Source organism: Frankia sp. CoBUL1, from assembly GCF_978021245.1.
The window spans coordinates 1-19,276 of the sequence record NZ_CDXDOS010000045.1 but is presented as its reverse complement, the minus strand read 5'-3'; the positions used below and the strand labels follow the sequence as shown (position 1 = coordinate 19,276).

Genomic DNA, 19,276 nt, shown 5'->3' with positions numbered 1-19,276 from the left:
GGCTGGGCACCGGCCTTGTCCAGGGCGGACTGGACGGACCACGCGTACCCGTTGCTGGTGTACGAGGCGCCGGAGACGGTGTCGATCCGGGCGTTCTGGGTGTCGAGCACCTCCTGGCGCAGGATCGGCACGGCCCGTTCGTTGATCTCGATGTCCCGCCGCTCCCGGTCCGGCATCTGCAGGACAACCACATCGGTGATCTTCTTCCCGACCAGGACAAGCTGGACCTGCACCGGCCCGTAGCGGGTATCGATGGCGTCCCCGGTCACCGTCCGGGTGGTAACCGTTCCGGCGGAGCCCGAACCTGTGGACCCCGCGGTGGCGGAGGAGGACGGGGCCGGTGTGCCCGCCGGCGCGGAGGGCTGAGCGGGCTGAGGGGGCTGAGCGGAGGGCTGAGGGATCGCCCCGGCGGCGGTCGGCGACGCAGCGAGTGCCACCAGCCGCTCCCCGTGGCCGGTCGCGGCCTTCGCACCGACCACGAGGATGGCGGCTCCCATCAGCGCCACGAAACCGAGCCTTCCCCGGTAGGGTTTGTCGGCGTTGTCGGCGTTGTCGGCGTTGTCGTTCAACGGAGATCGAACTCCTCGGTGTGGATCTGGTCACGGGAAACGCCGAGACCGCGAAGCGCCCGGACGACCGTGGTGGTCATCCCACGAGGGCCACAGACGAAGACGTCGCGGTCGGCGGCGTCCGGGATGGCGGCCTCGAGGAAGCGGGCCTCCAGCGGGTCATATCCGAGCTCACGCCGGGAACCGATCACCCGGTGGACGATCATTCGACTGCTATCGGCGAGCGCCTCAAACTCCCGTCCCAGCGCGAGATCTCTCGGCCGGCTCACCCGGTGCACAACCACGACGTCGTCGCCACGACCGGCAAGATCCTCTGCCAGCGCCCGGACCGGTCCGATTCCGCTGCCCCCGCCGACGAGCAGCGCCCGGCCCCGGTGGGCCCGCGCGGCGGTGAAATGTCCGAAGGGACCTTCCGCCACGACCGGTGTGCCCGGTCGCAGCAGGGCGACCGCCCGGGAGTGGTCGCCGGCGGCCTTGACCGTGATACGCAGCTGATGCGCTGTCGGCGGGGCCGACAGCGAGTAGGGGTGCGCGGTCACGAGATGCCCGCGGGCGGCGAACCGCCACAGCAGGAACTGTCCCGGACGCGCACCGAGCCGGTGCAGGTCGTGACCGCGGATCCACACCGAGACGACGCCGGGTGCCTCCTCCACCACCCGATCGACCGTCATCCGGTGCCGGGCCACGGCCGCAATCGGCAGGATCAGGCGCCAGACGACGAGACAGGCGGCGACGGAGACGTACATCGCGGTCCACAGCAGCCGGTTAACCGGGTGACCGACGAAGTCCCCACCGGTCTCCGTCTGGTGGAAGAAGACCAGGAACACGGCGAGGTAGGTGGTGAGATGCAGCGCGTACCAGACTTCGTACGAGATGCGCGGCCGGGCCGCCCGGGCACTCGCGACCCCGACGGCCACGAACAGCAGGGTGCCGACGGTGGCCTTCCACATCTCCGGGTATGTCGTGATCACCGTGACGAGCTCGGCGAGCGGCTGATGATGCCCGGCCAGGCCGTAACCCCACACCGTCAGCAGGATGTGGACGACGATGAGCAGGATGGCGTTCGTGCCCAGGCCGCGGTGCCACGCGGCCAGCCGGTCGAGACCGACGGCGCGTTCGAAGGCAGGTATCCGCGCCATGAGCAGCAGTTGCACGAGCACCAGATAGGCCGCCAGCAGGCCGCAGACCCGACCGACCGCGGTCATGGCGGGCCCGGCGCCGTGGACGCTGGACGCGGAGGTGTCGAACCACCACAGGGCCACCACGGCGATCCCCCAGGCCACCAGGGCGAGACGCACCACGAGGTGGGGAGACCATCGGGCCGGGTGCCGCGTCGAACTCATGGGACGGACGATGTCCGGAGAGGCTGTGGACTACCTGGGAGAAGCCTCGGAACTTGCCGGGACTTCCCCGGAGCCGTCACGGGCCGGGGGCCACGCCAACCCGCAGGCGGGAGTCACCAGCAGCCACGAGTGGACCGGCTCAGGACGCCCGGGCGTGCTTACGAGCGTTAGCGGCATGCCGCAGGTCGCCACTCCCGCAGTATCCGTACTCGACCCGTCGCCGCCACACGGTCAGCCGGCAGCGGTCCGCCTCGATCGTCCAGGTACGGCGTTCGACCCGATCCTCGATCTGCACGGGCCGCGAGGTCACCGGCTCGTTCGCGCGCAGATGAGCCCAGTTGTGCGCCGCCTCCCATTCCGGGAAGGTGGCCACCAGTTCGCCATCGCCATCATAAACCTGGAATTGGCGAGTCGTCATTGTCGCGCCTTTCGGTGATTGTCCGATAATGATAACCGTGGATCTGCCTGCCGGAGCCGCCGCGGAAGAAATCCCCTCCGCGCACAGCCGCACGACGCACAGCCGCGCGACGGGGACAGCACGGCGGCGAGCCGCACGACGGAGAGCCGCACGACGGAGAGCCGCACGACGGAGAGCCGCACGACGGAGAGCCGCACGACGGAGAGCCGCACGACGGAGAGCCGCACGACGGAGAGCCGCACGACGGAGAGCCGCACGACGGACAACGGCGAGATGGCCGGCTCCGGGCGAGGATCGTCATCCACTCACCCGGAACCGGCGGTTGACGGTTGAGGGGTGAGGGGTGACACCTTAGGGATGACGCCTGACAGCCGCCGGCGTCGACACATGCGGGACCGGCGACGCGGCCGCCGGGCATGGAGCGGCCGCCGGGCATGGAGGCACCACAGGTGCGGGGCGCCGTTTCTTGGCGCGGTCTCCCTAGCGGCATCCCGGACCCTGCGTGATGACCATCGGCGTCTCCCCGCAACCAGCCCTGCCCCACGCTCTCACCTTGAGGTGCATCACAACTACTCAAGGTAAGAATAGCCCCTGCAGGCCTCTTCTGCAAGAGCTTCTGTAAGAGTTTCGCTACCCAGCAATGCGCGCCCTGGGTGAGGAGTGGCGAACAAGTGGCAGGATGCATCCATCACCCCGAAGAGCCCGAAGGACGAGCGATGGCCACGAGCGGCGGTCCGACCGTGCGGCGAAGGCGCCTGGGCGCCGAGTTACGACGACTTCGCGAGGGGGCGGGCATCTCCGTCGACGAGGTCTGCCAACTGCTGCGCTGTTCGGTTTCCAAGGTCAGTCGGATGGAGAACGGCCGCGTGCCGGTCCGCACCCGGGACGTGTCCGACCTGCTGGCTCTCTACGGCGTGACCGACGACGAACGCCGGGACGCGTTGCTGGCCCTGGCCCGCGAGTCCCGGCGCCACGGCTGGTGGCACACCTACCACGACGTGGTCCCCGCCTGGTTCGAGATCTATATCGGCCTGGAGGGCGACGCCGCCTCGATCTCGGTCTACGAATCGCAGCTCGTCCATGGGCTGCTGCAGACCAGCGACTACGCCCGGCCCGTCATCCGGGCCGACGATCCGGAGGTGAGCGAGGACGAGGTCGAACGCAAGATCGCGCTCAGGCTGGACCGGCAGCGCCGGCTCACCGCCGCCGATCATCCTCGCCTCTGGGTGATTCTGGACGAGGCGGTCCTACGCCGGACAATCGGCGGCAGAGCCGTCATGCGAAGCCAACTCGAGTTCCTCGCCAAACAGTCCGAGCTGCCGAACGTGACAATTCAGGTACTTCCCTTCTCCGTGGGCGCGCATGCCAGCCTGGGAAGCACATTCTCGATACTCGGATTCCCCGAGTCAGGAGACAACGAAGTGGTCTATATAGAGGAAGCGGCCGGAAGTCTCTATATTGAGCGCCCCTCCGAAGTCAGGCGCTATAGAGTGAAGCTGGATCATCTTCTGGCGGCAGCCCTGCGGCCGGAAGAGTCCATCCAGATGATACTCTCGGTCGCAGAGGAAATGAAATGATCAGATATATGAAGCCGATCACCGACAATGCCATCGAGGCGGCTTGGCGCAAGAGCAGCTACAGCAACGGCGCGGGCGGTATGTGTGTGGAGGTCGCGGCGCTCGGCGGGAGCGTCGCCGTCCGTGACTCGAAGAACCCGACCGGGCCGGTGCTCGCCTTCTCGGCGGCCGAGTGGGACGCGTTCCTGGCCGGCGCGCGGGACGGCGAGTTCGACCGGAGCCGGATCATCCCGGACTGAACCACCACCCAGCCCTGATCCGGGGGAATGGGGTGGGATGCCCTGTTCCCGCCGAAAAATCCCATCGGAAAAAAACGAGATCGCCGCTGGTCGGCCTCGGCCCGGTTCCGGTCGCTCCGGCACGTCGCGACCGGAACCGGGCCGTCCGCTTTCGGCTCGCCCCCACGGTTCGATGCGCATCGCTCCGGTGACCGTAACCCCGCCGATCACGCCGGTAACCGGGTGATCCTCGGTCAACCCCTACCCGGGCCGGGATGCCCGGGCCAGGATGCACCGCCCTGGTGTTTCAGGCCCTGGTGTTTCAGAGCGGGACCGGCGCCGGGCCGGACCCGCCAGGCGGCGGACGATTCGATCAACGGCATCGTTCCATCCGCCTGGGGGCCGAGATACCTGTTCAGGAAGTCTCGCCACGAGCCGGTTGGCTCTTGCGCAATGCCTCCCGGTCGCGCACTCTTGTAGATGTTCGGTCGAGCTTCGTTGTCCGGACGTTCGTCTTGTCGCGGTTGTTACATGATTGTAACGTGATGTGGATACGGCAGCGCGTCACTCGCCGCGAGGCGATCGGGTGACAAGGCTCCTGCGGTCTCCCGTCACAGCCCGGCGGGTCGGCGTCTGGCCACCTTGCACCCGACCGGAACAGGCCACGCGGGCGTCGAGCGCCCGCCCAACGCGGAGGAGGGCAGTCATTGTGACCATATGTGATAATACGGCTACCCGCGTGCGGCGCCATAACGCACCTGCCCGGGTCCTCGGTCAGCCGGTGCGGGCGGAGCGCAGAGTCGCCATCCCGTCGCCCTCCTAGCGAGGCGGCGCAGCGCAGCGTCCGCCCGCTCTCCGGGTCCATCTGCTCATCTCCGATCTCGGATCGACCTCGTGTCGAAAGGATCGGCCGAGGCATCGTCGCCTCGTTCCCCGCCTTCCGGTCCGGTGTGCCGTCCGAGGTCACCCGCGAGTTGCACAACGCCCTGTTTCCCTGCCACTGGGAGGTGATTGCCGTGGCCACCGCCACGACCAACCTGCTCAACACTCCGATCGAAGATCAGCGCGTCGAGCGTGTCCGCCGCGCAGCGCTGTCGGCCTACGTGGACGGAAAGATCTCCTTCGCGCAGGCGAACCTGCGGGTGCGCAAGGCCCTCCAGCGGTTCGGGGTCTGACGAGCCAGCCGGGTCGTCGAGATGCGGCTGGCGGCGCCTCGACGACCCGGCCGGAGGAAACCCGGTCGGAGGAAACCCTGATCGCCCGATCCGCGCCTGCTCTGCTCCGGGCCGGGCAGCAAACCTGGGCGGCGGGGATACGCGGGAAACGTGCGGGCGGGCAAGCGGGAGACGACCGGGCGCCCGGGCGATCGGGGGGTGAACCCGAGCGGCCGGCCACGACGACTATCTCACCGAAAGCACACGGCACATCACTATAAGTTCTTCGACATGCCGCTGCGGTGAGCAACCGTGCCGGTACGAGCGTTAGAAGCCGCTTCGTCCCGGGCCCTTGCCGACTGCCCCGGCTCCGCATCCGATGGCTCGACCACCTCCGGCCGGCCGTCCAGGGGCGCGACGCCGTCCCCCAACCCGCGGTCGTCGGGGGTGGGTCGCAGCACGCTCTCAAGTTCGTCCACGGACCGGTCTGCCGCCATCCGATCACGGCCGAGAGCGGCGATTCCGGCCGCGACCAGGACCATCGCGACGATGAACGCCGCGCGGCGGACGCCGTCGGGCGCCGGCTCGCTGAACAGCGTCAGGCCCAGAGTCACCGGCAGGAAGGCGGAGACCCCGCTGGTCACCGGGAAGGCGATGACGGCGGCGCGCCCTTGCAGGCCACGCTGCTGAAGACCGAGCGCCAGCACGGAGAACAGCACGAGGACGTAGGGCGTCGGAGTGGTGAGCAGGTCCACCAGCGTGGACTGCCCCTCACGCCGTTCGTTCACCGCCAGGCCGATCTGGCGGGTCGCCAGCGTGGCGATGGCGTAGCTCACCCCGGCTGCGGCCCCGAATCCGAACGCGGCGCCCGCGACCATCTCCCGCACCGCGGCCAGGTTGGCGAGGGATGCGCAGAGCAGCGCGAAGACCAGACCGAGGACGAGGAAAGCCAGCAGGACATCGGTGCTGGCCGAGCTGCCGACCTCCGCTCGGCGCGTGAAGGCGAAGGCGAGCAGGCCGATACCGCCGACCATCGCGACCACGCCCAGCCAGCCGGTCAGACTGATGTTCTCGCCGAGCACCCGCTGCGCCAGCAGGGTGAAGACGATCATGTCGAGGGCCATCACCGGGGCGACCATCGCCACCGGGGCCACGGACAGCGCATACACCTCCAGCAGGAACGAGCCCGCCTCCACGGCGAGGCCGATCAGCCACAGGGGGCGCAGCACCAGTCGGGCCAGCAGCGCAAGCCCCAGCCCCGAGCTCTCCTCCTCCCGGCGGGCAGCGCGGGCCTGGACGAGCGGCGCGATCCCGTAGAGAGCCGCCGAGACGACCGCGGTCGGCAGACCGATCACCAGGGCTCTGCTCATGTCCCGTCCAACATCGTGGCCCTCGGGATCCGTCCCGAACCGTGGGTTCGCCTCACCAGTCCGCGCCGAAACCGATCTGCGCCAGAGCCGCCCCGAATGCCTGCTCCCACGCGTGCGGGCCAATCGCTACCCGGTCCGACGGTGGCTTGACCCGGTCAAGGCACGCGAGCGCGGATCTGGTCAACGACACCGGGTCGGTGTTCGTCACCTCGGCATGACCTCGCTCAAGCTCCTTCTGAAGGTTATCCCGGCCATGCCCCGGCACCACGTCGATGAGCAGCAGGTCCCGGCCGATCACCCGAGCCTCGCTGCAGGTGTCCCCGGACGACGTGACGACCAGGTCGCTCGCCGCCATCAGCGCCGGGACGCGATCGGTGAAGCCGAACGGGATGACCTTGTGCTGCTGTTCCGACAGAGCCGCCAACCGCGCGGCCAACCGCTGGTTGCGGCCGGCCACCGCAAGCACGTAGATGCCCGCCGCGGCCATGGCCGCGGCACCCTCTACCAACGGTCCCAGCCCCCAGGAGCCGGACATCAGCAGCACGCAGGGAGCGTCCGCGGGGATGCCGAGCGCGGCCCGCGCCTCCTCCTGGGTGGGCGGGTCGTAGAAGGGTTCCCGGACCGGGGTCGGGACCACCGAGATCAGCGCGTTCGGCGAGAACCGCCGCACGTACCGGGCGGCGGTCTGCGAGGTGACCAGGTAGAGGTCGGTGTTGTCGTGTACCCACAGCCGGTGCACGCAGCAGTCAGTGGAGAACACCGCCGTCACCAGGCCGGGGAACTCGGCCTTGACCCGGCTGGCCGCCGCGGCTCCGGTAGCGAAGATCGAGATCACGAGATCGGTCGGCTGGGCGGCCAGTTCCTCGCGCAGTGCCGGGACGACGAACCGGCTCGACGTCCTCTCGATGGCCTGGGCGAGCCGGCCACCGGTTCTCATCTGTGAGAAGTGCACGGCGTCATACAGGCCCGGAGCGGCGATCATGCCACGGAAGACCTTCTCCCCCCGGGAGCCGTTGCGCCCACCGAGCATGCGCAGGCTGTCGGCGGTCCGGGTGGTGAACCCGCGCCGGGTGAGCGACGCGCCGCACGCCTGTGCCATCACGTCGTGGCCCATCCCGAGCGAGCCCGACAGCAGCAGCGCGCCGCCGCGCCGCGTCGGCGTCCCGGCGGGCCGGACATCGACGCCGTGCGTGCGCGGATCGGCGGGGAGGGCACCGGCGACCGGTCCCCCCGCTGCGGCAGGCCCTGGCAGGACAGGTTCCGTGACCCCCGGTTCGCCGGCGGCTGGCGGGCCGCCTACCCCCACCTCAACATCATCTTCGGATGGTCCATTCACCGTGCTACCGCCGATCTGCACCATGATCACTCCGAGGAGGCCACGGAGATATCGAGGTCGCCGACAGGCGGGAGCGCCTGAGCCGGAGGCCGTCGATTTGCCAGATACCACTCGATGTACTGCCGGACACCCTCCGAGAAGGGTGTGGTCGGTCGCCAGCCGAGCACCTCCGCGGCCCGCTGCGCGGAGATCTCCCGACCGCGGAAGTCCCCGGGGCGCGCAGGCATGTGTTCGATGGCGGTGCCGGGGAAGTACTCCTGGACGGCCCGTGCCATCTCCAGCACACTGACCGACTCGCTGCCCTCCAGGGCGAGCGTGGTGTTGGCCGCGTCGGGGGTCAGAGCCAGCACGTGCGCCTCGGCCAGGTCCCGGACGAAAACGTAGTTGCGGAACTGCAGGCCGTCGCCGGCCACCGTCAACGACTCGCCGTTCAGAGCCTTGCGGACAAAGCGGGCCAGCACCAGCTCGTCACGCATTCCGGGGCCGTAGGGGATGCCGTAACGCAGGATGGTGAACGACAGCCCGTAGGTCTGCTGATAGCTGTGCAGCAGCAGTTCGGCGGCCAGTTTCGTCGAGGTGTAGACATGCCCGGCGCGGCCCAGCGTGATCTCGGCGTCCTCCGTCAGCGGCGCCGAACCGGCCCGGTCACCGACCGCCCCGTACACCCAGACGGTGCTGGCGAACAGCACCCGGCGAACCCCGACCTGCCGCGCCGCCTCGCAGATGTTCCCGGTGCCCTCGACGTTGAGCCGCACGGTGCGCACCGGGTCGGCGAACGCGAAGTCCACATTGGACATCCCAGCGATGTGGAAGACGGCCTCGACGCCCCTCAGCGCGGCGGTGACCGCCGGCAGATCAAGCACGTCGAGCTGATGGTAACTAGCCCGGGGGTCGACCGGCCGGTGTTCGACGTCCAGTGAGAGAACGTCGTGACCGGCGTCAAGCAGACGGTCGACCACATGGCTGCCGATGAAACCCGACCCTCCGGTTACCGCGATCTTCATCGTCATCCGTCCAGGCTCAGGCTCTGCAGCGCGGCGGCGAAGGACGCGACCACATGGTCGGCCTCCGCCTCGGTCATGTCCGAATGGATGGGCAGGCACACGTGCCGGGCGCAGATGTCCTCGGCGACCGGAAGGGACCGGAGCGCATAGTCGCTGAAGACCGACTGCCGGTGCAGCGGCGACTCGTAGACCTCACCGCTCAGGGAGACGCCGTGGCGTTCCTTCAGCTCCTTCTTCAGCCGGCCGCGGTCGATTCCGGGGCGGGGCAGGACGATGTACTTGTAGTAGTTGCAGAGACCATCCGGCGGCACCTGCAGGCGGGTGACGGTACCCAGGGTGTCCAGCGCGGCATCGTACCGCGCGGCTACGGCGGCGCGGGTCGCCAGGAAGTCGGCGAGATGCCGCAGATGCACCCGGCCGGTGACCGCATGAATCTCGCTGAGCCGCCAGGCGTACCCCTGCTTGATATGGACGTTCCCGAGAAAACCGGCTTTGCCCTGGTCACGATAGATCCGAGCGGCTTCGTGAATGGCGGGATCGGACGTGAGGATCATTCCGCCCTCACCGCTCGTGATGACCTTGGTTGGATAGAACGAGAACGCTCCCGCAATCCCGAACGACCCAGCGTGGCCGTCGCCGTGGCGGCTGCCGTGGGCATGTGCCGCGTCCTCGACCAGCGCGATGCCTCGATCGTCACAGAAGGCCCGCAACTCGGCCACGTCCGGCGGGATCAGCCCACCGATGTGGACCAGAACAACGGCGCGGGTCCGCGGCGTCACCGCGGCCTCGACACTGCGGGCGGTCAGGGCAAAGGTGTCCGAACTCACATCCGCGAAAACCGGCATGGCACCGGCCCGCAGCACCGCGAAAGCGGTCGCCGCAAACGTGTTCGTCGGCACGACGACATCCGCGCCTTCGACACCGTGACTGCGAAGGATGATCTCCAATGCGGCTGTTCCACTGCTCACGGCGACCGCGAACGGGGCCTCGTGAGCCGCGGCGAATGCCGCCTCGAATTCAGCGGTATGGACGCCCAAGGTCAGCGCACCGGTGGCCAGGATCTCGGTCGCGGCCGATGCGATCTCCGCGCGATCCTCCGGTGAGAAGACGATGCGCGCCGCAGGGACATGCACCTGTTCACCCCTACCTTCCGAGTCATTCCCGTGCGAGCCGGCCAGCCCCCATAGCGGCTGCGCCGCGACGAAGGACCCGGTCGGGACGAGCCGCAGCCTTCGCGGCATCACCGACTCCGAATTCCGCCGGCCTCCCGCCAGCGACCTACCGCGCTCCCTCCGACCCCTACGGAGGCAACCATCGGCTTTGTCGGTACATGCCCAAAACAGGCTATCGATCCCGATCGCCGGCATGTCCGCAGCCCATGGCCACTCCCCACGAAACATCTCATATCTGTCCGAACGTAGCCAGACCTGTCAGCAAATCGATATCCCCGCAAGAGGAGAAAGGCATCCGTCACTAAGAACCGCCAACCCGCAACACGTGGTGATTGACGGCGACGCCACTCACCGCGACGACCACGGGGCCGCCCACAGCGGCCCAGACCTGCTCCTCCAGCACCGCAGCCGTCCGGACCTCGTCGTTACGACACCGTCGTTACGACACCACCGTTACGACACCACCGTTACGACACCACCGTTACGACACCGTCGTTACGGCACCACCGTTACGACACCGGTCCCGACCAGCCGCTTCCCGGGCACGGCCAAGGCCGGGAGACCTGCATCGTCGCGCCTCCGATACCCAGCGCAACACTCAATCATTCCGAGTAATACTCTCCCAGGTAGCCACGGAGGCAGCGGACGCCACCCCGCTGTCCGTTCCTATCGATGAACCGCGACCTCGACCGAGGACGCAGGGCGGGAACGAGCAGACACTGCGGCAGACACTGATCGCCACGCGAACCACGCCCGTGGGCACGCGGACGACGATCATTTGAAGACGGATGAACCGGATGGATGACGCGGCCGGCCGGGGCTGACCGGCTGTCGAGAAATCACCCGGTCGGAGTGGGCGACCAGGAAAAGATCATCAACGGTCGAACCAGGGCCGTTCGCTCGGGAACGGCCTGGATGCAACCGGACACAAGTAGTCCCGACGAGACCATCTCACCCAACGTACGGGGGGAACGCAGGTACACGGCCTCGTCGGGACTTGGTGAAAGTGTACGACCCCCATCTGTCGGGCGCGACGGGACCAAGGTCCCTAACGGTTTCCGCACCCTCGACTCTTGCCAAAGAGCGCAGCAGTGTGCCTCATGGGGCGAGAATGGTCACGATGCCGTCTCCCGGAAACCGATCTCGCACCGGCGTGTGCCGTAGGGCGGCCAGTGGGACGGCCGCCTCCACGCCAGCCCGATTTTGATCGCCAGGGTTCTGGCGACCTCCCCCGCACCTCCGGAGACGGACGACTCGGGCATCAGGGCCGGCGGGGTCGGCAACGGGGCGGGCGGCTCGCCCAGGCCGGACGGCAGCCCCCGAAAGGTCGAAATTTCGGGCTAGATTACCGGTTCTGTTGCACATGGGAAACATCAGAATGCTTCGCTGCACCCCGTGCGGCGAAGGGAGTGGCGGCGGTCACGGGAATATCCGCGGCGGTGGGATGCCCGTGGCACACGACGCGTATTTCCGGGAACGGGTGTGACGCCGCACGGGGCCGCCGGGCTCCGCTACCGGCCCGGTCACCTCGCCGGACCAAGTGCACACGCGCTGTTCACGCCCGGCGGCGTCGGGCGTCCTGCGCATCGGCCGAGGCGGGTCGACCGCCGACGCATCTACGCAGGCCAGTCCAGCATTACATGATCGCCGCTCCGCGGTGGCCGTCTCATCGCCAATCCGACAACACGGCCGCGAACGGCCTGAACGCAGGCCTGGCGGTGTTGTATCAGGGGTGGGACACGTCGCCGCGGCCGGCGACGATGGAACCACCCGCCCGACGAACCGAACGGCAGAGACCTGGGATGGATGACGAAGCACCGGCCTGGTTCGAGGCCGCCCTTGACCACCGACCGGAGCGGCACGAGACCGAGGTGGCGGGCGCGACTATCAGTTACCGCTGCTGGGGCAGGGGCGGTCGGCCGGCGATCGTGCTGGTCCACGGTGGTGCCGCCCACGCGGGCTGGTGGGACCACATCGCGCCGATGATTCCGCGGGAGTACCGCGTCATCGCGCTGGATCTGTCCGGCCACGGTGACAGCGACCGGCGCGAGGACTACTCGCTCAGTACCTGGGCGGCCGAGGTGATCGGTGTCATCGACCACGCCAAGGTCGCCTCGCCCCCGATCATCATCGGGCACAGCATGGGCGGCTGGGTGACGATCACCACCGCAGCCCAGTACCCGGACCGGGTCGCCGGCATCGTCGTCGTCGACTCCCCCGTGCAGGAGTTCACCCCGGAGGAACGGGCGGCCCGGGACCGGACGGCGTTCGGCCCGCTGCGGGTGTATCCGACAGCGACCGACGCGCTGGCCCGGTTCCGGGCGGTGCCGGAGCAGCCCTACGTGCTGCCGTTCATCATCGATCACGTCGCCCGGGGTTCGATCGGGTCGGTCCAGGGCGGCTGGACGTGGAAGTTCGACCCGAAGGTGTTCGGCAACCGGACCCCGTCGCCCGAGGTACTACGCAAGGTGCACTGCCGGGTCGCGCTCTTTCGGGCCGAGAAGGGCCTGCTCACCCCCGACATCGGTGTCCAGATGTACAACCTGCTCGGGCGGGTGGCACCGGTGATCGAGATCCCGCTCGCCGGCCATCACGTCATGCTCGATCAGCCGTTGCTGCTGGTCACCGGGATCCGGACGATCCTCGCCGACTGGGAGCACTCCTCCCCGCAGGAACGGGTGGACTGACGACCGGGTGCGCCGGTCGCGGGCGCGGGAGCCCGGCGGAAAGCGGACGAGACGGTAATTCGTCCCAGGTGGCGCGACTGCCGGGGTTAAGCCGCCGATCCTAGGGAATCCGCAGATCGTACGTTGTTCCGCGGGTACGGCTACGCGGACGCCCCGCCAGGAGAAGCCGCAAGGAGAACCCATGAGGAGTGTGCACCGGCGGCAGTCGGGAACGATCGGTATTCCCTACCCGGACGATAGCGCCCCGTACGTGGCTGGTGCACGGGTGCGGACCTCATCGGATGCCACCCAGGCTCTCCGGGCCGCGCCGGGCCCGCCGGCCGCCGGGAGCACGAGCGGGGACCGCGGATCGACCGGCAACCACGGATCGACCGGGGGCCGCGAATCAACCGGGGAGCTGGTGTCCGGCGTCGTCTCGGACATCTCCACACTGTTCCGCCAGGAGCTCGCCCTCGCCAAGGCCGAGATGCGCGAGGAGGTGGAGAAGGCCGGCAAGGGCGCCCGCATGTTCGCCGTAGCGGGCGGCGCCGGTTACTTCACCCTGCTTTTCGCCTTGTTGGCCGTCATGTTCGGCTTGGGGGAGGTGATGGCGCTGGGCTGGGCCGCCCTCATCATCACTGTCGTCCTCGGCGTCGTCGCGGCCGTGCTGGCCATGAGGGGTCGTTCCACCGTGCGCGCGGTCCACCCCACTCCGGCGCAGACCGTGGAGACGCTGCGCGAGGACGTCCAGTGGGCGCAGGGCCGCCGCAGGTAGCGGGTAGTTCGTCCCCCACCACCCTCGGGTTCGTCCGCCCGCCCACCACCCCGTGTCGCCACTCCCGTGCCGCCCACCACCCCGTGTTTCCGCGGAACCACCGGCAGAAGCATCAGAAAGGTCAGGTTCGCAGTGACAAGCACGAGTCCGGATAAGATCCGGTCCGACATCGAGGCGACCCGGGCGCGGCTCGGCAGCGACCTCGACCAGCTCGCCGACCGGGTCAGCCCGCAGAAGGTCGCCGGTCGCACCGCCCAGGACATCAAACGCCGGGTGACCACGGCGACCGAGGCGGTCCGCCCGAAGGTCGCGGCGACGACGGAGATCGCGGCCGAAAAGGCCCGGGACACGGCGGATCAGGCGAAGGCCACCGTACGCCGGCAGCTTGACGCCCACCCGCAGCTCGCCGTGACCGCACGGAAGGCCCGCGCGACGGCCGGCAGCGCCGCGGGTACGGCCACGCAGACCGTGCACAAGCAGTTCGAGGCGCACCCGCAGGTGGCGGCGAAGGCCGGCCAGGTGCGCGACACCGCGGGCAGCGCCCTCACGGCCGGCCGGCAGAAGGCCGCCGGCAACCCGCGGGCGGCGGGGTCCGCCGCCGGGCTGGCGGCTCTGCTCGTGATTCTGCTGTTCATCCTCCGGCTCCGGCGGCATTGCGGGATCGACCCGGGGTAGCGGTCCCCGACGCTCTCGGCGGCGCTCGCCACACTCGCCACACTCGGCCCGGCGGCGCGCGATCTGGCCGCTCTGGTGGGCGTCCACCTGCTCGCCGATTGTAACTCCAAGTAATCAACTGCGCCGCTCGGCGCCCGTCAAGCCGGGAAGCGCGACGGGCGAGGGCGACGGACTACGGGTCAGATGAGACGGTCAGGGGCACGCGAGCCTGGCGACCCGCCCGTGGCTCCACGGGTTCTCTCCCGGACGAGCACGGCTGCCGGGAGGAACGCGGACTTCGGCCGAGAGCCGGCCGGAGCGAGGAAGGAGGAGCTGGTGGGACAGATCGAGGTCGTCGTCAGGCGGGTCGTGCCGGGCACCCCCGAGCAGGTTGTCGCGAAGCTCGCGGACTACCAGGGCGCCCGCGCCCGAGCCTGGCCAGAGAACGTCTCCGAGTACCGGGTGTTGGCGGGGGGCCACGGTGCCGGGACCCGCATCGCCTATCGGCTCCAGGCAACCCGCAAGCGGGTGCGTCAGATCGACGCGACCGTCTCCGTCCCCGATGCGAGCACTCTCGTCGAGGCGGACCAGAACTCCTCGCTGTGCACCCGCTGGCACATCGTCCCCGGCTCCGGGCCGGACCAGAGCCTGGTCACGGCGACGACGACCTGGGACGGTGCGGGCGGTGTCGGCGGCTTCTTCGAGCGCGCGTTCGCCCCCATCGGCGTCCGCAAGCTGCACACCGCGGTCCTGGACAAGGTTGCCGGACAGTCCGGGGGCTAGGATCCGGCCGCCGAGCGGTGCAGGGTCGGCCATACTTCCCGCGTCGGCCCCGCCGCCATCAAACCTGCCCGGCCCATCAAACCTGCCCGGCCCACCGAACCCGGCCGGCGAGCCGGACCCGGCCGGGCTGGGGCGAAGCCCCGTTAGGCGTACATGTACATCCGCACGGTCGTGCCAACCCGGGTCGACCGGAGCTGGACAAGATCGCACAGCTGGTTGACAAGCCACAGCCCGCGGCCGCCGCCCAGGGACAGATCCGGGCGGCGGCGTCCGGCCAACCGGTCGTACAGCCGGCCGCCGTCGCGGACCTCGCAGATCAGGCAGGCGTCGTCCGTCCAGAGGCGGACCGCTCCATGGCCCCCGCCGTGGTGCACGCTGTTCGTGGCGACCTCGTGCACGGCCAGCTCGAACTCGCCGGTCCGCTCGGCGCCCAGGCCCCAGGCCAGGGCGACCCGGATCACCTCGGCGCGGACGTGCCCCAAGTCGCGCGGGCCGAAGGCGAACTCGACGCGGGGAACGCCGAGGTCCGGCAGGGCCTCGGCCAGCGGGTCGGGGCCCGGACCCGCGACGGCGGGCCCGGGCGGTCGATACCGGGAACTGATCCGGCCCAGCCCGCCCTCCACCACCGCGGGATGGGTGCGCCAGATCTCGTCAACGAGCGCCGGGCCGATCCGGCCCACGTCATAGAGGCACCGCAACCGCCACGCCGGCGGCGCGGCGAACGCCTCGTTGAGCAACGCCTCGTGCAGCATGGATTCCCGCAGCTCCGGGCCGGGCCGGGCCAGCCATGTCGGCTCGCCGATCCCCCGTACCAGCCGACCGCGCTCGACACCGAGATCCAGAAAATCCTGCCAGGCCGGAATAATCCGGGCCGGGTTACGACCAAGCTCGGCCATATCGAGAAAAGAGACACGCTGCGCGGCCCGACCGAGGGCGGCGCGTAACTGGCGTATCCGCGGCTGTGTCACGGCTACCAGGACGGCCTCGTCGACCGCGAGTCCGGCGAGCACGAAATCGCGCGTTGCGTTGAGGAAACCGGCGTCGCCCTGATACAGGAAAGCCTCGTGCCGAATCCCGTCGGCCCCACTTCCACCGGCGACCGGGCCACAGATGTAGCCCAGGGTGCTCCTGTGGCTCACTTCACACCCCGGCGCGGCAAAACGCTGGTCGCCCCCGTGGGAACCCACCCGCCCACTCACCGCGACCTCGGCGGCAGAATGCCGAGAATACACGCGGCCCGCGCCGGCAGCCCCGTCCCCAGTGTGCACGGGCACATCGTAGGTCATGCCGAACCAATGGGATATACCCCGCAACGCAATCAGACCGCCCAGCTCGTCAGAGCTGGTAGCGGAAACGACCCGACCAGCCCGGAACCGGTTCTCCGGCCGGGCGGACCACGCCGGGCCGGGCCGGTCGCCGCCGTGACCGCGCCACGCGGGGACGATGCCCGAGACCAGGAGGCCGGCGCCCGAGACCAGGAGGCCGCGGGAACGCGGGAACGCGCACCGGGACCGCCGCCCGCGGGCGGAAAACCTCGTGATCACCCGTAGTCTCGCAGTCAGGGCGTCGGCGCGGGTCTCACCGCGCGGCGCCCGAGCGACGACGCGGCCGGCCCCGGCCCGGCGACCGAAGATCGACGAGAAGGCGGATCAGGGATTGTGACGACGACATCTGTCCCGCAGCGTTCCATCCATCAGCGGATCGCCGAGGAGCTCGGCGTGCGCCAGGGGCAGGTGACGGCGGCGGTCGACCTGCTCGACGGTGGTGCCACCGTGCCCTTCATCGCCCGCTACCGCAAGGAGGCGACCGGCACCCTCGACGACACGCAGCTGCGCACGCTGGAGGAACGGCTACGTTACCTGCGGGAGCTGGAGGATCGGCGCGCCGCGATCCTCGAATCGATCCGGTCGCAGGGCAAGCTGGACGACGCCCTGGCGGCGCAGATCCTCGCCGCCGACTCCAAGGCCCGGTTGGAGGACATCTACCTGCCCTTCAAGCCGAAGCGGCGGACCAGGGCGCAGATCGCCCGGGAGGCCGGCCTCGAACCGCTGGCGGAGAGCCTGTTGGGCGACCCCTCGCTCGACCCGTACGCCACGGCGACGGCCTACGTCGATCCGGAGAAGGGTGTGGCCGAGGCGGGTGCCGCGCTGGAGGGGGCGCGGGCGATCCTCGTCGAACGGTTCGCCGAGGACGCCGACCTGATCGGCACGCTGCGCGAGCGGATGTGGTCGCGTGGCGTCCTGGTATCCCGGGTCCGGGAGGGCAAGGAGGAGGCGGGGGCGAAGTTCTCGGACTACTTCGACTTCTCCGAGCCGTTCACCTCGTTGCCGTCGCACCGCATCCTCGCGGCGTTCCGGGGGGAAAAGGAGGAGATCCTCGACCTGACCCTCGAACCGGACGTGCCGGCGGAGCCGGACGCCGCCCCGCCGCCCGGGCCGACCGACTACGAGACGCGGATCGCCGAGGCGTTCGGGATCTCCGACGCGGGCCGACCGGCGGACCGGTGGCTCCTCGACACGGTCCGCTGGGCCTGGCGCACCCGCATCCTCGTGCACCTCGGCGTCGATCTACGGATGCGGCTGTGGACGGCCGCCGAGGACACCGCCGTGCGGGTGTTCGCGGCGAACCTGCGTGACCTGCTGCTCGCGGCGCCGGCCGGAACCCGGGCGACCATGGGTCTCGACCCGGGGTACCGCACCGGAGTGAAGGTCGCCGTGGTCGACCCGACCGGCAAGGTGGTCGCCACCGACACCATTCATCCGCACGTCCCGGCGCGGCGGTGGGACGAGTCGATCGCCACCCTGGCCCGGCTCGCCCGGGAGCATCGCGTCGACCTGATCTCGATCGGGAACGGGACGGCCTCCCGGGAGACCGACAAGCTCGCCGAGGACCTCATCCGCCGGCACTCGGAGCTGTCGCTGACGAAGGTGACGGTCTCGGAGGCGGGGGCGTCGGTGTACTCGGCGTCCGCCTACGCCGCGGCGGAGCTTCCGGGGCTCGACGTCTCACTGCGCGGGGCCGTGTCGATCGCCCGGCGGCTGCAGGACCCGCTCGCGGAGCTGGTGAAGATCGACCCGAAATCGATCGGGGTTGGGCAGTACCAGCACGACCTGTCCGAGTCCCGGCTGTCGTCGTCCCTGGACGCGGTGGTCGAGGACTGCGTGAACGCGGTGGGGGTGGACGTCAACACCGCGTCCGCCCCGCTGCTGACCCGGGTGTCCGGAATCGGGGCGAGCCTCGCGGAGAGCGTGGTGCGCCACCGCGACACGCACGGGCCGTTCCAGACCAGGGCCGCCCTGAAGGACGTCCCCCGCCTCGGGCCGAAGGCGTTCGAGCAGTGCGCCGGCTTCCTGCGCATCCCCGGCGGGGACGACCCGCTGGACGCCTCCAGCGTGCACCCCGAGTCCTACCCGGTGGTGCGGCGCATCCTCGCGGCGACCGGCGGCGACCTCGGCTCCCTCATCGGCAACGGGGCGGTCCTGCGAGCCCTGAAGCCGAGCGAGTTCGTCGACGACACCTTCGGCCTGCCGACCGTCACCGACATCCTCGCCGAGTTGGAGAAGCCCGGCCGTGACCCGCGGCCAGCCTTCAGGACGGCGGCATTCACCGAAGGGATCGAGACGCTCGCGGACCTGGTCCCCGGCATGACCCTGGAGGGGACCGTCACGAACGTCGCCGCCTTCGGGGCCTTCGTCGACATCGGCGTTCACCAGGACGGCCTGGTGCACGTGTCGGCGATGTCGAAGAACTTCGTCAGCGATCCGCGCGAGGTCGTCAAGCCCGGCGACATCGTGACGGTGAAGGTTCTCGACGTCGACATCCCCCGCAAGCGGATCTCGCTGACACTGCGGCTGGACGACGAGGCCGGTGCCGGGGGCCCGGGCCGCCGGGACGGCGAGGGTGACCGGCGGGGAGCTGCGGGTGCGGGCGCCGGACGCGGCGGAAGCCGTGATCATGATGATCGGCGGAATGGCGGCCGGGGCACCGCGAGTGGCGAACGCGGTGGCGCCGGCGGGCGCAGTGCCGGCGGCAGGAACGGTGCCGGCGGCCGCGGCGGATCCAGCGTGCCGGACGGCGCGATCGCCGAGGCGCTGCGCCGGGCCGGCATCGTCAACGGCGACCAGATCACTCTCGGTGAGTCCGGCCGCAAGCGCGGCTGACCCACTGACCAGGTGACGGGTGGGGCCGGTGGGTCGGGCCGGTGGGAATCACCGGCTCCGGTGCCGCCCACCGACCC

The 19,276-nt window shown here is 69.8% G+C and carries 16 protein-coding genes; 8 read left to right on the top strand and 8 right to left on the bottom strand.

Translation table 11 applies throughout. The features are described 5' to 3' along the window. The 3 genes from AC08OX_RS06190 to AC08OX_RS06180 all read right to left on the bottom strand — a co-directional run. A partial coding sequence (locus AC08OX_RS06190; RefSeq protein WP_476606930.1) for an FMN-binding protein occupies positions 1-569 on the bottom strand: 569 nt, incomplete at its 3' end. Then, positions 566-1,912, bottom strand: coding sequence for a ferredoxin reductase family protein (locus AC08OX_RS06185; RefSeq protein ID WP_476606929.1), 1,347 nt, complete (start codon positions 1,910-1,912; stop codon positions 566-568). The genes AC08OX_RS06190 and AC08OX_RS06185, both read right to left, overlap by 4 nt. Positions 1,913-2,051: 139 nt before the next feature. After that, positions 2,052-2,330 (bottom strand): hypothetical protein, encoded by a 279-nt coding sequence (locus AC08OX_RS06180; protein WP_011434699.1) that lies wholly within the window; start codon positions 2,328-2,330, stop codon positions 2,052-2,054. A 716-nt stretch (positions 2,331-3,046) separates the two neighbouring features. Here AC08OX_RS06180 and AC08OX_RS06175 point away from each other — a divergent pair. From AC08OX_RS06175 to AC08OX_RS06165, 3 genes are all read left to right on the top strand, one after another. Beyond that, complete coding sequence (locus AC08OX_RS06175; RefSeq protein ID WP_023840143.1) at positions 3,047-3,907, top strand: helix-turn-helix domain-containing protein; 861 nt, start codon at positions 3,047-3,049, stop codon at positions 3,905-3,907. Further along, complete coding sequence (locus AC08OX_RS06170) at positions 3,904-4,146, top strand: DUF397 domain-containing protein (protein WP_476606928.1); 243 nt, start codon at positions 3,904-3,906, stop codon at positions 4,144-4,146. The genes AC08OX_RS06175 and AC08OX_RS06170 overlap by 4 nt, the downstream gene beginning before the upstream one ends. Positions 4,147-5,141: 995 nt before the next feature. Next, complete coding sequence (locus tag AC08OX_RS06165) at positions 5,142-5,300, top strand: hypothetical protein (protein WP_023840144.1); 159 nt, start codon at positions 5,142-5,144, stop codon at positions 5,298-5,300. Positions 5,301-5,554: 254 nt separating this feature from the next. On the opposite strand, the gene AC08OX_RS06160 is transcribed toward AC08OX_RS06165, so the two are convergent. The 4 genes from AC08OX_RS06160 to AC08OX_RS06145 are packed head-to-tail and all read right to left on the bottom strand — an operon-like array spanning position 5,555 to position 10,122. Next, entirely contained in the window at positions 5,555-6,649 is a 1,095-nt protein-coding gene (locus AC08OX_RS06160) for a DMT family transporter (RefSeq protein WP_476606927.1), read from the bottom strand. Between the two features lie 52 nt (positions 6,650-6,701). Next, complete coding sequence (locus AC08OX_RS06155) at positions 6,702-8,009, bottom strand: MGDG synthase family glycosyltransferase (RefSeq protein WP_476606926.1); 1,308 nt, start codon at positions 8,007-8,009, stop codon at positions 6,702-6,704. A 2-nt stretch (positions 8,010-8,011) separates the two neighbouring features. After that, positions 8,012-8,989 carry an NAD-dependent epimerase/dehydratase family protein gene (locus AC08OX_RS06150; protein ID WP_476606925.1) on the bottom strand — a complete coding sequence of 326 codons (978 nt, stop codon included), beginning with the start codon at positions 8,987-8,989 and terminating at the stop codon, positions 8,012-8,014. A 2-nt stretch (positions 8,990-8,991) separates the two neighbouring features. Further along, complete coding sequence (locus AC08OX_RS06145) at positions 8,992-10,122, bottom strand: DegT/DnrJ/EryC1/StrS family aminotransferase (protein WP_476606924.1); 1,131 nt, start codon at positions 10,120-10,122, stop codon at positions 8,992-8,994. A 1,841-nt stretch (positions 10,123-11,963) separates the two neighbouring features. Between AC08OX_RS06145 and AC08OX_RS06140 the strand changes: the two genes are divergently transcribed. The 4 genes from AC08OX_RS06140 (at position 11,964) to AC08OX_RS06125 (ending at position 15,039) form a co-directional block, all read left to right on the top strand. Then, positions 11,964-12,848 carry an alpha/beta fold hydrolase gene (locus tag AC08OX_RS06140; protein WP_023840146.1) on the top strand — a complete coding sequence of 295 codons (885 nt, stop codon included), beginning with the start codon at positions 11,964-11,966 and terminating at the stop codon, positions 12,846-12,848. A gap of 181 nt (positions 12,849-13,029) precedes the next feature. Then, positions 13,030-13,602, top strand: a complete 573-nt coding sequence (locus AC08OX_RS06135) for a phage holin family protein (protein WP_476606923.1) — start codon at positions 13,030-13,032, stop codon at positions 13,600-13,602. A 132-nt stretch (positions 13,603-13,734) separates the two neighbouring features. Next, a complete protein-coding gene (locus AC08OX_RS06130) occupies positions 13,735-14,277 on the top strand; it encodes a DUF3618 domain-containing protein (RefSeq protein WP_476606922.1) in 543 nt (180 codons plus the stop codon). A gap of 315 nt (positions 14,278-14,592) precedes the next feature. After that, complete coding sequence (locus tag AC08OX_RS06125; RefSeq protein WP_476606921.1) at positions 14,593-15,039, top strand: SRPBCC family protein; 447 nt, start codon at positions 14,593-14,595, stop codon at positions 15,037-15,039. Between the two features lie 143 nt (positions 15,040-15,182). On the opposite strand, the gene AC08OX_RS06120 is transcribed toward AC08OX_RS06125, so the two are convergent. Further along, complete coding sequence (locus AC08OX_RS06120; RefSeq protein WP_476606920.1) at positions 15,183-16,325, bottom strand: anti-sigma factor RsbA family regulatory protein; 1,143 nt, start codon at positions 16,323-16,325, stop codon at positions 15,183-15,185. A gap of 372 nt (positions 16,326-16,697) precedes the next feature. Here AC08OX_RS06120 and AC08OX_RS06115 point away from each other — a divergent pair, with 372 nt between their 5' ends. Continuing rightward, positions 16,698-19,199, top strand: a complete 2,502-nt coding sequence (locus tag AC08OX_RS06115) for a Tex family protein (RefSeq protein WP_476606919.1) — start codon at positions 16,698-16,700, stop codon at positions 19,197-19,199. Positions 19,200-19,276: the final 77 nt, after the last annotated feature.